Source organism: Pseudomonas sp. LjRoot71 (genome assembly GCF_964253255.1).
Classification (GTDB): Bacteria; Pseudomonadota; Gammaproteobacteria; order Pseudomonadales; family Pseudomonadaceae; genus Aquipseudomonas.
In genome coordinates this window covers 200,544-213,725 of sequence record NZ_CAXURA020000001.1, presented here as the reverse complement: position 1 = coordinate 213,725, position 13,182 = coordinate 200,544, and the positions used below count along the sequence as shown (strand labels likewise).

Below are 13,182 nucleotides of genomic sequence, written 5' to 3'. Positions count from 1 at the left end.
CCAGGCGGCTTCTAAAATACGCCTGTATGTTTTTTAACTTACTGATTTATAAGGATTAAAAAATTAAATACGGAGTGGCACGGGGCTTGCGATAGGCCGTACAAGGCTGCGCCAGGCGCACCTACAACAAGTCCCCTCAGTTAAGGGGGTTAGCGCTTATCAGGGTGTTGCAAGTATCGACGGACGATGCATGCAGCACCGCAGAGGAACCCTGCCATGACCGCCACGCCGCTCGCTGCGCCACGTCAACCGTTTTACAAGATGCTCTATGTCCAGGTACTGGTGGCCATCACCATTGGTATTCTGCTCGGTCACTTCTACCCGGAAACCGGTGTTGCCCTGAAACCTCTGGGTGACGGCTTCGTCAAGCTGATCAAGATGGTGATTGCGCCCATCATCTTCTGCACCGTGGTCAGCGGCATCGCCGGCATGCAGGACATGAAGGCGGTCGGCAAGACCGGCGGTTACGCACTGCTGTATTTCGAAATTGTGTCCACCATTGCTCTGGTGATCGGCCTGATTGTGGTCAACCTGGCGCAGCCAGGCGTGGGCATGCACATCGACCCGAGCACCCTGGATGCCAGCAGCATCGCCGCTTATGCCTCGGCCGGTGCGCAGCAGACCACCATCGGCTTTCTGCTCAACGTGATCCCGGCCACCGTGGTGGGGGCGTTCGCCAATGGCGACATTCTGCAGGTACTGTTCTTCTCGGTGATCTTCGCCTTCGCGCTGCAGCGCATGGGTGATTTTGGCCGCCCAGTGCTGGAGTTTATCGAGCGCATTGCCCAAGTGATGTTCGGCATCATCAACATGATTATGAAGCTCGCGCCCATCGGTGCCTTCGGTGCCATGGCCTTTACCATTGGCCAGTATGGTGTCGGCTCGCTGGTGCAATTGGGTCAGCTGATGATCTGCTTCTACATCACCTGCGTGTTCTTCATCCTCGTGGTGCTCGGCGGTATCGCCCGCAGCCATGGCTTCAGCATCCTCAAGTTCATCAAGTACATCCGCGAAGAGCTGATGATCGTGCTTGGCACCTCGTCGTCCGAGTCGGTGCTGCCGCGCATGCTGACCAAAATGGAAAAGCTGGGTGCGAAGAAGTCAGTGGTGGGGCTGGTGATCCCGACCGGCTATTCGTTCAACCTCGATGGCACCTCCATCTACCTGACCATGGCGGCGGTATTTATCGCCCAGGCCACTGATACGCCGATGGATATTGGCCATCAGATCACCCTCTTGCTGGTGTTGCTGGTGGCCTCCAAGGGGGCGGCCGGGGTAACGGGTAGCGGCTTTATCGTGCTGGCGGCTACGCTGTCGGCGGTGGGCCATCTGCCGGTTGCCGGTCTGGCACTGATTCTGGGTATCGACCGCTTTATGTCCGAAGCCCGCGCCCTGACCAACCTGATTGGTAACGGCGTGGCCACCATCGTGGTCGCCAAGTGGTGCAAGGAGCTGGATGAAGACACCCTACAGCGCGAGCTAGCCAGCGGTGGCAAGGCGCAACCGGTGTCCGTAGCGGCCAAAACCGAATTGAGCTGATCGATTAATGGTGCAATTGGGCCCGCCTTTTGGCGGGCTTTTTTTCGCCTGGGCCATGGCTATGGGCGTTGTGCGTGGGATGACCGAATGGGTCAATCCAGGCTGAGCGCATGGGTCATTGAGGCGCGCAGGGTGGCGGCCTAACCTGCAGCACGACCTCAATCCCCCTGGGAGCACACTCGCATGCAGCGCCTTATTTTCGACACCGAACACACGATGTTTCGCGACGCCTTTGCCGCCTTTCTGAAGAAGGAAGTGGTGCCTTATCAGGATGAATGGGAAGCGGCGGGCGTGGTCAGCCGCGAAGTGTGGAAGAAGGCCGGTGACATGGGTTTTCTGTTGCCCTGGGCGGATGAGGAATACGGCGGTTCGGGCCTCAAGGACTTCCGCTATGAGCAGATCATGTGTGAAGAGCTGGCCAAGATTAACGAGCCCGGTTTTATGCTGCCGCTGCATTCAGCACTGTGCGGGCCCTACATCGCCGAGTACGGCAATGCGGAGCAGAAAGCGCGCTTTATGCCGGGCATTATCAGCGGTGAGTTGATCCTGGCGGTGGCGATGACCGAGCCGAGCGCCGGGTCCGACCTGGCCGGTATGCGCACCAGTGCGGTGGACAAGGGTGACCACTACCTGCTCAACGGTTCCAAGGTGTTTATCTCCAACGGCTTGCTGGCCGATGTGGTGATCGTTGCGGCCAAGACCGACCCGAACAACAAGCACGCCATGGGCCTGTTCCTGGTCGAACGCGGCATGGAAGGTTTCGAGCGCGGCAAGAACCTGGAAAAACTCGGCATGAAGAGCCAGGACACCGCTGAACTGTTCTTCAACAACGTCAAGGTGCCCAAGGCCAACCTGCTGGGCGACGCCAAGGGCGGCTTCTTCTATCTGATGAACATGCTGGCCCAGGAGCGCCTGACCAACGCCTGCGGCGCGGTCGCCGGTGCTGAAGCAGCGTTGCAGACCACTATTGATTACGTGAAGGAGCGCAAGGCTTTCGACCGGCCGATCTCGCACTTTCAGAACACCCGCTTCAAACTGGCGGAAATGCGCACACAGATCGATGTGGCGCAGGTATTCGTCGACCGCTGCGTGATGGACCACAACCAGAAGAAGCTCACCCCGGAAGTCGCCGCTGAGGCCAAGCTGTTTACCACTGAGCTGCTGTGCAAGGTGGTCGATGAAGGCGTGCAGTTGCACGGCGGCTGGGGCTACATGTGGGAGTACCCGATCTGCAAGATGTACGCGAACGCACGTATTCAGCGGATCTTCGCCGGCACCTCGGAAATCATGAAGGAGATCATTAGCCGCGGCATGAAGCTGTAAAGCGCTTGCCCTGCCAGGCGATCTTGACCCCGCGTGGTGGTTGTCTGTTAAAACGGGCAACCCAAGCCTCAGGGTTGATGCCTGGAAAATAACAAGAACGAGGGAATGCGATGAACGAGCAACTGCCCCTGGAGCGCCTGGCGCTCTGGGTTGAGAAACGCCCGGATGCGGTCTGGCTTAGTCAGCCGGTAGGCGGCCAATGGCATGACTTTACCTGGGCGCAGGTCGACGAGCAGGCGCGGCGCATGGCCAGTGCCTTGCTCGCCTTGGGCTGTGTGCCGGGTGACCGGGTTGCACTGCTGGCGAAGAACTGCGCCGAATGGCTGATTGCCGATCTGGCGATCATGCAGGCCGGGTTGATCAGTGTGCCGCTGTATCCGTTGCAGTCGGCCGAGAGCATCGACTATGTGCTGCGTCACTCGCAGTGCAAGGTGATCTTTCTCGGCAAGCTGGATGAACCGGCCAAACTGGAGGCGGGCATTCCAACTGATGTGGTGCGCATCGCCATGCCATACCCGACGCTTGCGGCCGAACATGGCTGGCATGCGCTGTTGGCCGCGCATGCGCCGCTTACCAAAGGCCACCAGCAGGCGGCCGATGCGCTGCTCAGCATTCTCTACACCTCTGGCACTACCGGGCAGCCCAAAGGCGTGATGCTTTCGGCCAGGGCCTTTGCCTATGCCGGCAGCCAGTCGGTGAAGGAGTTGCAGATCACCGAGCAGGATCAGTATTTCTCCTACCTGCCGCTGTCACACGCCGCCGAACGTTTCCTGGTGGAAATGAATGCGCTGTACAGCGGCGGGCGAGTGGCGTTTGTCGAGTCGCTGGAAACCTTTGCCAGTGATCTGCGCCATGTACGGCCCACCGTATTCTTCTCCGTACCGCGTTTGTGGACGCGCTTTCAGCAGGGTGTGCTGGAAAAACTGCCACAGGCCAAGCTGGCGCGTTTGCTGCGCATCCCGCTGCTTGGCGGCCTGGTGGCACGCAAGATTCGCAAGGGTCTGGGGCTGGACCGTGCACGCATTCTGGTCAGTGGCGCAGCGGCGATACCAACGGCGTTGCTCGACTGGTATCAGAGCATCGGCATGACCATCTGCGAGGGCTACGGCATGACCGAACACTTTGCCTATGGTTGCTTCAACCGTCCCGGGCAGGTGCGCTTCGGTACGGTGGGCCGGCCGATGCCGGGCAATCAGCTGCGCATCGCCGAGAATGGCGAGATCCTCCTGCAGTGCCCGAGCCTGATGCTGGGCTACTACCTCGATCCGGAGAAAACCGTAGAAACCATCACCGATGGCTGGTTGCACACCGGCGACAAGGGCGAGGTGGATGCGGCCGGTTACCTGAAGATCACCGGGCGGGTAAAAGACATCTTCAAGACCAGCAAGGGCAAGTACATCGCCCCGGCACCCATCGAAGGTGAAATAGCCAAAAACCTCTGGGTTGAGCAGGTCTGCCTGATGGGCAGTAACCTCGATCAGCCGCTGGCGTTGATCGAACTCTCACCGGCCGCGCGCGAGCAGCCGCGTGAGCAGGTCACGGCTGATTTGCAGCAGACCCTGCAACAGCTCAACGCGCAGTTGCAGGCGCATGAGCGGGTCAGTCACTTCGTGCTGGTGCGCGAAGCCTGGACCGTGGACAACGGCTGCATGACCCCGACCATGAAGATTCGTCGCAACGTACTGGAAGCGCGCTTTGCCGATCAGCTGGCGGCGCTGGATGCCAGACAGCCGCTGCATTGGCAGTGAGCGCTGGGTAGCCCGGATGCACTTCCGGGAATCTGTTGATATTCCCCGGAGTGCATCCGGGCTACGGGATTGAGTTCCCTGAGGAGCTGTTATGCAAGGCCCGCTGTCGTCATTGAAAGTGCTGGACTTTTCCACCCTGTTACCAGGGCCGTTTGCCTCTTTATTGCTGGCTGACATGGGCGCTGAGGTACTGCGCGTGGAGTCGCCCAGCCGCATGGATCTGGTGCGCGTGCTGCCACCGCATGACGGCGGCGTATCGGCCAGCCATGCCTACCTCAATCGCAACAAGCGCTGCATCGCCCTCGACCTGAAAAAGCCGGAAGCGGTGGAGATGGTCAAGCAATTGGTGGCCGAGTACGACATCGTGCTGGAGCAGTTTCGCCCCGGGGTGATGGACAAGCTCGGTGTGGGCTATGAGGCACTGAAAGCGGTCAACCCAAAGCTGATCTATGTGTCGATCACCGGTTACGGTCAGAGCGGCCCGTACAAGGACCGCGCCGGTCACGACATCAATTACCTGGCCCTGGCCGGTATCGCCAGCTACACCGGCCGCCGTGAAACCGGGCCGCTGCCTTTGGGCATCCAGGCGGCGGATATTGCCGGCGGTTCGCTGCATGGGGTGATCGGCCTGCTCGCGGCGGTTATCCAGCGTCAGGCGACAGGGCAGGGCCAACAGGTGGACATCAGCATGACCGACTGCGCCTTTAGCCTGCATGGCATGGCCGGGGCAGGCTATCTGGCGGCTGGGGTGGAGCCTGCGATGGAAAACCAGGCGCTGAACGGCGGCAGCTTCTACGACTACTACCGCACCCGCGATGGTCGCTGGTTCTCGGTCGGCAGCCTGGAGCCACAATTTATGCAGCAGTTCTGCGCTGCCATCGGCCGCCCGGAGCTGGCCGCGCGCGGCCTGTCACAGAAGCCCGAGGATCAGCAGGCGCTTAAACGCGAGATCGAAATCGAGTTCGAGAAACGCGACTTTGCCGAGTGGAGCCAGGTGTTCGCCGGGCTGGACGCCTGCGTGGAACCGATGCTCAATCTCAGCGAGGCGGTCGAACATCCGCAGATCAAGGCCCGCGGCCTGGTCACCGAAGTGCCGCGTGCGGGCAATGGGCCACAGGCGCAAATCGCCTGTCCGATCAAGTTTTCCAGCGGCCTGCCTGCGCCACGGCATATCGGTGCCACGCTGGGTGCGCACACCCGCGAAGTGTTGGCGGAGTTGGGTTACAGCGCTGAGCAGATTGACCAACTCAGGGCGGCCAAGGTTGTGGCTTGAGTGTGCGGGCAAGTATCACGTTGATTGGCGGGTAGTTTGCTCGCGCTGAGCAAAAGGTTGCTCGTCAAACACTGAAATTTCCGGCATAAGCCTGAGGCATTTTGCCTGCGGGCGTCGTGGGGTCGGAAAATATGTATCACGGGGAACGCTTCAACGCCTGGACCCATCTGGTCGGGGCGCTACTGGCTTGCGCTGGCGCGATATGGTTGCTGGTGCTGGCCAGTCTGGATGGCGAGCTGGGCAAGGTCATCAGTGTGGCCATCTACGGCCTGACGTTGGTGCTGCTCTACAGCATCTCCACGCTTTACCACAGCGTGCAGGGGCGGGCGAAAGTGCTGATGCGCAAGCTCGATCACCTGTCGATCTACCTGCTGATTGCCGGCAGCTATACGCCGTTCTGCCTGGTGACCCTCGAAGGTGCCTGGGGTTGGACGTTGTTCGGCATCGTCTGGACGCTGGCAATCATCGGCATGCTGCAGGAGATCAAGCCGCGTTCCGAGGCGCGTGTGCTGTCGATCGTGATCTACGCGGTGATGGGCTGGATTGTGCTGATCGCGGTCAAACCACTGATCGCCGCACTGGGGATGGACGGGTTTATCTGGCTGGCCGGCGGTGGGGTGTTGTACACCGTGGGGATCATCTTCTTTGCCTATGACAGCCGTTTTCGCCACTGGCATGGCATCTGGCACTTGTTCGTCATGGGCGGTAGCCTGATGCACTTTGTCGCGGTATTGCGTTACGTGCTGTAGTTCCCGGCGGATTATTCGAGGCGCTGTTCACCGGTATAACGCAGCGTCACCTTGCAACGGCGGCAGTAGTAGCGCCGGCCTTTGCTGACCAGGGCATGGCGCTGGGCGGAAAAGGGGAACTCGCCCTCGGCACAACTGCAGCGATAGATATAGCGGCTGACCGTACGCCGTTGCACCGCATAGCTGTGGCAGCGGTTGGGCGGTAGTTCATACACGCCGCGCATGATCAGCTGCCATTCCTCGCCGTGGGGCTGGATCTTCGGGCCGAACAGCTGGTGAGCGATCAGGTGCGCCACCTCATGAGGCACCGTCTGCTTTAGAAAGTCATCGCGGTTTTCCCGATACAGCTGCGGGTTGAAGCGCAGCTTGTTTTCCGTCAGGTGCGCCACACCGGCCTTTTGTCCACGCAGCTTGAAACTTACCTCGGCGCGGGTGAAGGGTTGTTTGAAAAAGGTTTCAGCCTGCTGATAGCAGTGTTCGACGCGCTGGAGCAGTTGTTCAGGCATGGCGGCTTGGGTGCTGAGAAAGGCGCTGATTATGCCCAAGCAGTGCAGCGATCACAGCCCTGAAACGACGAAACCACCCGCAGGTGGTTTCGTCTTGTTTCATCATGCGTTGAATCAGCTGGTGTACACCGGGCCGACGCCAAAGCCCCAGAGAATCACCGAGGCTGCAATCATTGCCACCAGCACCACCAGGCCTACTGCGAGCACCGAGCTGGAGAACATAAAGCCTTCATCCTCGGGGATGCCCATAAAGGTCGGTATGCCGACATACAGCAGGTACACCGTGTAGCAGATGGCTGCCGTGCCCACCACCATGGCCAGCCAGAGATGCGGATAGAGCGCCGCCAGCCCGCCGATAAAAAGCGGTGTAGCGGTGTACGCAGCGAAGACCACGCATTGTGTGAGGTTTGGGCTGGCGTCGTAGGTGCGCGCCATCCAGTGGATAAAGGCCCCCATCACAGCGACCCCGGCCAGCATCGCCAGGTAGGTCATGACGGTCATTTGCAGTGCACTGGCCTCGGTCAGCATTACCGGTGCTCGATCACCGATGGCCCAGCCCACCTGAGTGGTACCGATGTAGGCAGAGACTGCGGGTATGGCAGCGAGAATCAGAATATGGGTGAGGTACATGTGGCTGATGCTTTCTTCTTCGCCACGGATTTCCTGCCATTCCTGATCGGGATGGGTGAATAGCCCCAAAACATGATGGATCATGTCAGACCTCCTGTTGTTATAGCGGCCGTCCCCCAGTAGAGCGCCTGAATCGCGTGCACAGCGGTGTCAGGTGCGATACCAAACCTATGCGACCGTATGTCGCAGTATAGGCAGCCAAGCGGATTGGCAAAGGGGCTGGGTTAGAGCAAATCGTGCTCTCAAACGCGGCCGTAATAGCGTTCCAGGATTTCCATGGCCTTGTTGATCGACTGCAAGCGTGCCGTACTGCCGCCGCGATCGGGGTGATGCTGACTCACCAACTGCCGGTAGCGATGCCTGATAGTGGCGAAGTTGAGCGGTTGCGTGCTGTCTTCCAGCTCGAACAGCTCCAGCGCCGCCTGTTTTTCATCGCTGCCGTGCATGCGCGTCCAGAAACTCAGCAGCAGTTTGGCCACACCCTCTTCGTCGGTGTAACTGAGTTGGCTCAGATCGAGGTAATAGTCGCGCAATGGGTCGTGCTCGCTCAGTTCGCGGCTACCAGGCTGATAGGGCAACAGCTGGATATTCAGTGCACTGATCTGTAAACAGCTGCTCTGGCTGGCCCAGAGCCGGTCGCGCAAGCGGTAGAGGGCGTTGAACAGAATAAAGTGGGTGCGAAACAGCGCCAGCCTGTCCGTCAGGGGCTGGTTGGGGATATGCACGCACTGGCGGGCTTTCAGCAGTTGAATCAACTGGTACTCGCCCAGGCCATCAGGGGCAGTGCACAGCAGCTCATGCAGTTGTTCGGACAGGTCGAGGCCTGGGTCGAAATCGTCATTCATCGGCCGAGCCTAGCATTTGCGTCACTGTGGGGTAGGGCGCGTCACGCTTTCTGGGTAAAATGCCGCACTTTCGTAACCCTCCGGACTCCAGCGCACCATGGGCACCCTCTCGGTCAATCAGAACAAACTGCAAAAACGCCTGCGTCGTCAGGCCGGCGAAGCCATTGCCGACTTCAACATGATCGAGGATGGCGACAAGGTCATGGTCTGCCTGTCCGGCGGCAAAGACAGCTACACCATGCTCGATGTGCTGCTGCACCTGCAGAAAGTCGCGCCGATCAAGTTCGAGATTGTTGCGGTGAACATGGATCAGAAGCAGCCAGGTTTTCCTGAGCATGTGCTGCCGGCCTATCTGGAATCCATCGGCGTGCCGTACCACATCGTCGAGAAGGATACCTACTCGGTGGTCAAGGAGAAGATCCCGGAAGGCAAGACCACCTGCTCGCTGTGCTCACGCCTGCGTCGCGGCACCCTTTACACCTTTGCCGATGAGATCGGTGCGACCAAGATGGCCCTTGGGCATCACCGTGACGACATCCTCGAAACCTTCTTCCTCAATATGTTCTACGGTGGCACGCTGAAGGCTATGCCGCCCAAGCTGCGTGCCGATGACGGCCGTAACGTGGTGATCCGTCCGCTGGCCTATTGCAGCGAAAGTGATATTGAAGCCTACAGCGTGCTCAAGGAGTTCCCGATCATTCCGTGCAACCTCTGTGGTTCGCAGGAGAACCTGCAACGTCAGGTGGTCAAGGAAATGCTCCAGGAGTGGGAGCGCAAGTCGCCGGGTCGCACCGAGATCATGTTCCGCGCGCTGCAGAACGTGGTGCCGTCGCAGCTGGCTGACCGCAATCTGTTTGACTTCAAGAGCCTAAAAATCGACGACAGCGCCACGCCGCGCTTTCTCGACGTGATGAATCTCTGATCCCGCAGTTTACGGTTCAAGGATTGCCTGATGCGCGATTACAAATGGCTTAACGAATACTGCCTGAACCGCTTTGGCTCGGTTGCCGCGCTGGAGTCGATCCTGCCGCAGCCGCGTAGTGCCGAGGAGCTACGGGCGATCCCTGATGATCGCTACCTGTCGATCCTCAGCCTGCGCATCTTTCGTGCGGGCCTCAAACACAGCCTGGTGGACGCCAAATGGCCGGCCTTCGAGCAGGTGTTCTTCGGCTTTGATCCGGAGAAAGTCGTGCTGATGGGCGCGGAACGCCTGGAAAACCTGATGCAGGATGCGCGCATCATCCGCCACCTGGGCAAGCTCAAGAGTGTGCCGCGCAACGCCCAGTTCATCCTCGATGTGCAAAAGGAGAAGGGCAGCTTCGGTGCGCTGATCGCCGACTGGCCGGTGAGCGATGTGGTCGGGCTGTGGAAGTACCTGGCCAAGCACGGTTGTCAGTTGGGCGGGCTGTCCGCGCCGCGTTTCCTGCGCATGGTCGGCAAGGACACCTTCGTCCCCACCGATGACATGGTCGCAGCGTTGAAAGCGCAGAAAATCATCGACAAGGCGCCGACCAGCTTGAAGGAGCTGGCTACCGTGCAGGCGGCGTTCAATCAATGGCAGGAGCAGAGCGGGCGGCCGTTATGTCAGCTGTCGGTGATGCTGGCCCATACAGTCAATCACTGAGCAGATCGCTGGATGTAGGGTGGATGACGTTTTTCCATCCAGCATGACGCGGTTGCGGTGGGCCAGAAGAGCGTCGTCCACCCTACAGATGAGGGATCGAGATGGACGAGGTCATTACCCGTGTTGCCCAGGCCATCGTCGCGGCTGAACGCATCCTGCTGATTACTGGTGCCGGCTTGTCTGCTGATTCCGGCTTGCCCACCTATCGCGGCCTCGGTGGCCTGTACAACGGTCACACCGCCGAAGGCTTGCCGATTGAGGCGGCGCTGTCCGGCTCAATGCTGCAGCGCGATCCGGCACTGTGCTGGAAATACCTGGCGGAGTTGGGCAAGGCCTGCCTGGGGGCTCAGGCCAACGCCGGGCACTATGCGATTGCCGAATTGCAGCGCAGAAAACCGCAGTGCTGGTTGCTGACCCAGAATATTGACGGCTACCACCGTGCGGCCGGTAGCCCGATGGAGCGGGTGATCGAAATTCATGGCGAGCTGGCTCCCTTGTATTGCCAATCCTGCGGTGCCGTCGACAGTGAGCTGGCCGCGCATTTGGATCGACCGCTGCCACCCAAATGCCGGCAATGCGCCGGGGTGCTGCGCCCGCCAGTGGTGCTGTTCGAGGAAATGTTGCCTGAGCAGGCCATCGGCACGCTGTATGACGAGGTGCGCAAAGGCTTTGAGGTGGTGATCAGTATCGGCACCAGCGCGAGCTTCCCGTATATCGTCGAACCGCTGTTGCGTACCCGCCAGGCGGGTGGCTTTACCGTCGAGATCAACCCGCAGCGCACTGACTTGAGTGGGCGAGTGGATGTGCACCTGCAAGGGCGGGCGTTAGATGTTTTGCCGAAACTACTGAGTCACATCTAGGGCCATAGAATTTGCAAATGTATGCCATAGAGGGCATAGTCGCGCTCTTATAAAATTCATCGACACGGTCGTGCCCATGCTCAAACGCCTCGCACCCCTCGTGCCTATTGCACTCTCCATGGTTCTGGCCGCTTGCGCCAACCATTCGCCGCAGCCACAGCCGGAGCTGGCCGCCCAGCCCGCAGTGTTCTCCTCGACCGAGTTGGCCGAGTTTGATGAACAGGCCAAGGAAGCAGCCCTCGGCGACTTTACCGAAGAAAAATCCTACAAACTGCCGCAGCTGGCTGACAGCATCCTGTCTCACGGCCTATCGCTGGTGGGTACGCGCTATCGCTTCGGTGGTGGTTCGGTGAGTTCCGGTTTCGATTGCAGCGGCTTTATCGGTTACCTGTTCAAGGAAGAAGCCGGCATGCAGTTGCCGCGTTCTTCCCGCGACATGATCAATATCGACGCTCCTCTGGTCTCGCGCGATGAGCTGGAGCCGGGTGATCTGCTGTTCTTCAGCACCAATGGGCGTAATCGCGTCAGCCACGCCGGCATCTACATGGGTGATAACCAGTTCATCCACTCCAGCAGCAGCCGCAGCGGTGGTGTGCGGGTCGACAGCCTGGAAGATCGTTACTGGAAACGTACCTTTATCGAAGCCAAGCGTGCCCTGGCGCTGGCGCCAAGTGACAGCGTGGCGCGCCATCCTTGAACCTGTGGGAGGCGGCTGCCAGCTGCGCAGCCGTTTCCCAGGGTTATATATCTGATGCATCTCGATAGTTTTCAATGACTTGCTAGGCAAAGCTAATCTAAAGCTTGCTCTGCGGTGCGCAAGTCGGCAGAGTAGGGCGCATCCCGGCTCAGGATCGCCTTATCCATGACCGCTCTCGCCCGTTTCAGCATGCTGGTCGTCGTTGCCTTGCTCAGCGCCTGTTCCAGTCGCGCACCTACTCCAATCCCGCCACCTGTCGTGCAAACGCCCAGCAGCAGCTTTAACGGCAATGCTGATGACGTGCTGTTTCGCGCCCTCGGCTTGGTTGGCACGCCTTATCGCTACGGGGGCAATACCCCGGACGGTGGTTTTGATTGCAGTGGCCTGATTGGCTATGTCTACCGCGATGCGGCGGGTATCAGCCTGCCGCGTTCGACTCGCGAGCTGATCAGCATGCGCGCTCCGGCTGTCGGTCGCGACCGCCTGCAAAGTGGCGACCTGGTGTTCTTCGCCACCAATGGCGGCAGCCAGGTTAGCCATGCCGGCATCTATGTCGGTGAGGGGCGCTTCGTTCATGCGCCGTCGAGCGGCGGCACCGTACGCCTGGACAGCCTGAGCAACACCTACTGGCAGCGTACCTACCTGAATGCCAAGCGCGTATTTACCCCGGAACTGGCGCGCAATCCCTGATCAACCTGCGCGGCTGAGGGGCCTGCCATGACCAACCAGACGCTTACGCTCGATGCTGCTCTGCATCAATACCTGCTGGATGTTTCCCTGCGTGAAACGCCGCTGCTCAAGCGTCTGCGCGAAGAAACCGCACAGCTGAGCATGGCGCGTTGGCAGATTGCCCCTGAGCAGGGTCAGTTTATGGCCCTGCTGGTGCAGCTGACCGGTGCCCGGCGGATTGTCGAAGTCGGTACCTTCACCGGCTACAGCGCCCTGTGCATGGCTCAGGCCATGCCGGCGGACGGCCAACTGATCTGTTGCGACATTCCCGGCGACTACAACGCCACGGCCGAGCGTTACTGGTCTGAGGCGGGGGTTGCTGAACGTATCGAGCTGCGTTTGGCACCGGCGCTGGAGACATTGGCTGCGTTGGAACAGGAAGGCCTGGCCGGCAGTATCGATTTGCTGTTTATCGATGCCGACAAGGCCAATTATCCCAGTTACCTGGAACATGCTCTGCGTCTGGTGCGCCAGGGAGGACTGATCCTGTTCGACAACACCCTGTGGAGTGGCCGTGTGCTTAAGGAAAGCCCTGAAAGCGCCGATACCCGAGCCATTCAAGCGCTCAATCTGGCGCTACGCGATGACCCGCGCATCGACCTGTCCCTGCTGCCGCTGGGTGACGGGCTGAGCCTGTGTCGCAAACGCTGAACCTGCGC

The 13,182-nt window shown here is 59.9% G+C and carries 14 protein-coding genes; 11 read left to right on the top strand and 3 right to left on the bottom strand.

What is annotated here, in order from left to right; all coding sequences use genetic code 11:
• The first annotated feature begins 216 nt into the window (after positions 1 to 216).
• The 5 genes from ACSQ17_RS01000 (at position 217) to trhA (ending at position 6,632) form a co-directional block, all read left to right on the top strand.
• Positions 217 to 1,539, top strand: coding sequence for a dicarboxylate/amino acid:cation symporter (locus ACSQ17_RS01000; protein WP_436067216.1), 1,323 nt, complete (start codon positions 217 to 219; stop codon positions 1,537 to 1,539).
• Between the two features lie 183 nt (positions 1,540 to 1,722).
• Positions 1,723 to 2,862: an acyl-CoA dehydrogenase family protein gene (locus tag ACSQ17_RS00995; protein ID WP_436067215.1), complete on the top strand. Its 1,140-nt coding sequence runs from the start codon at positions 1,723 to 1,725 to the stop codon at positions 2,860 to 2,862.
• 110 nt (positions 2,863 to 2,972) lie between these two features.
• Positions 2,973 to 4,610 (top strand): AMP-binding protein, encoded by a 1,638-nt coding sequence (locus ACSQ17_RS00990; RefSeq protein ID WP_436067214.1) that lies wholly within the window; start codon positions 2,973 to 2,975, stop codon positions 4,608 to 4,610.
• Between the two features lie 91 nt (positions 4,611 to 4,701).
• Complete coding sequence (locus tag ACSQ17_RS00985) at positions 4,702 to 5,883, top strand: CaiB/BaiF CoA transferase family protein (protein WP_436067213.1); 1,182 nt, start codon at positions 4,702 to 4,704, stop codon at positions 5,881 to 5,883.
• A gap of 131 nt (positions 5,884 to 6,014) precedes the next feature.
• Positions 6,015 to 6,632, top strand: coding sequence for a PAQR family membrane homeostasis protein TrhA (gene trhA / locus ACSQ17_RS00980; RefSeq protein ID WP_233684721.1), 618 nt, complete (start codon positions 6,015 to 6,017; stop codon positions 6,630 to 6,632).
• Positions 6,633 to 6,643: 11 nt separating this feature from the next.
• Here the strand turns inward: trhA and ACSQ17_RS00975 are convergent, their stop codons facing one another.
• The 3 genes from ACSQ17_RS00975 to ACSQ17_RS00965 form a co-directional block, all read right to left on the bottom strand.
• A complete protein-coding gene (locus ACSQ17_RS00975) occupies positions 6,644 to 7,138 on the bottom strand; it encodes a SprT family zinc-dependent metalloprotease (protein ID WP_436067212.1) in 495 nt (164 codons plus the stop codon).
• A gap of 114 nt (positions 7,139 to 7,252) precedes the next feature.
• Complete coding sequence (locus ACSQ17_RS00970) at positions 7,253 to 7,852, bottom strand: Yip1 family protein (RefSeq protein ID WP_436067211.1); 600 nt, start codon at positions 7,850 to 7,852, stop codon at positions 7,253 to 7,255.
• Positions 7,853 to 8,010: 158 nt separating this feature from the next.
• On the bottom strand, positions 8,011 to 8,613 hold the full coding sequence (locus tag ACSQ17_RS00965) for a DNA-J related domain-containing protein (protein WP_436067210.1): 603 nt from the start codon (positions 8,611 to 8,613) through the stop codon (positions 8,011 to 8,013).
• 97 nt (positions 8,614 to 8,710) lie between these two features.
• On the opposite strand from ACSQ17_RS00965, the gene ttcA reads away from it, so the two are divergent.
• The 6 genes from ttcA (at position 8,711) to ACSQ17_RS00935 (ending at position 13,174) form a co-directional block, all read left to right on the top strand.
• The gene (gene ttcA / locus ACSQ17_RS00960; RefSeq protein WP_436067209.1) at positions 8,711 to 9,535 is read left to right on the top strand and encodes a tRNA 2-thiocytidine(32) synthetase TtcA; all 825 of its coding nucleotides are present in this window, start codon (positions 8,711 to 8,713) and stop codon (positions 9,533 to 9,535) included.
• Positions 9,536 to 9,565: 30 nt separating this feature from the next.
• The gene (locus ACSQ17_RS00955; protein WP_436067208.1) at positions 9,566 to 10,237 is read left to right on the top strand and encodes a DNA-3-methyladenine glycosylase I; all 672 of its coding nucleotides are present in this window, start codon (positions 9,566 to 9,568) and stop codon (positions 10,235 to 10,237) included.
• A 101-nt stretch (positions 10,238 to 10,338) separates the two neighbouring features.
• Positions 10,339 to 11,097 carry an NAD-dependent deacylase gene (locus ACSQ17_RS00950; RefSeq protein WP_436067207.1) on the top strand — a complete coding sequence of 253 codons (759 nt, stop codon included), beginning with the start codon at positions 10,339 to 10,341 and terminating at the stop codon, positions 11,095 to 11,097.
• Positions 11,098 to 11,173: 76 nt separating this feature from the next.
• The gene (locus tag ACSQ17_RS00945) at positions 11,174 to 11,794 is read left to right on the top strand and encodes a C40 family peptidase (RefSeq protein ID WP_436067206.1); all 621 of its coding nucleotides are present in this window, start codon (positions 11,174 to 11,176) and stop codon (positions 11,792 to 11,794) included.
• A 165-nt stretch (positions 11,795 to 11,959) separates the two neighbouring features.
• Positions 11,960 to 12,484, top strand: coding sequence for a C40 family peptidase (locus ACSQ17_RS00940; protein ID WP_436067205.1), 525 nt, complete (start codon positions 11,960 to 11,962; stop codon positions 12,482 to 12,484).
• Between the two features lie 27 nt (positions 12,485 to 12,511).
• Positions 12,512 to 13,174, top strand: a complete 663-nt coding sequence (locus ACSQ17_RS00935; protein ID WP_436067204.1) for an O-methyltransferase — start codon at positions 12,512 to 12,514, stop codon at positions 13,172 to 13,174.
• The last annotated feature ends 8 nt before the right edge of the window (positions 13,175 to 13,182 follow it).